We start from the raw sequence: 215 nt of genomic DNA, 5'->3' as shown, positions 1-215 counted from the left end.
GGATAGCTACGGTGGCGTGACCGATACCCTGAGATTCGGCGAAGGGATCAAGGCCAGTGATATCAGCATGCGCAAGGAGGGTACCGACCTGGTATTCGTGCACAGCAATGGCACCGATCAGGTCACGGTGAAAGGTGTGTTCAATGGTGCTAACAGCTCGGCCAGTGCATTGGATTATCGGAACCTGGAGCGTGTGGAGTTTGCCGATGGCACGG

At 56.3% G+C, this 215-nt stretch carries 1 protein-coding gene; it reads left to right on the top strand.

Annotated features, from left to right (window positions below; all coding sequences use genetic code 11):
* Positions 1 to 16 precede the first annotated feature (16 nt).
* The coding region (locus tag RND78_RS28100) for a calcium-binding protein (RefSeq protein ID WP_312733527.1) at positions 17 to 215 on the top strand (199 nt) is incomplete at its 3' end.

The organism is Pseudomonas oryzihabitans (genome assembly GCF_032027545.1).
Lineage (GTDB): Bacteria > Pseudomonadota > Gammaproteobacteria > Pseudomonadales > Pseudomonadaceae > Chryseomonas > Chryseomonas oryzihabitans_F.
Note: the sequence above shows the minus strand (reverse complement) of the source record. Positions and strands in the feature narration are given on the sequence as shown.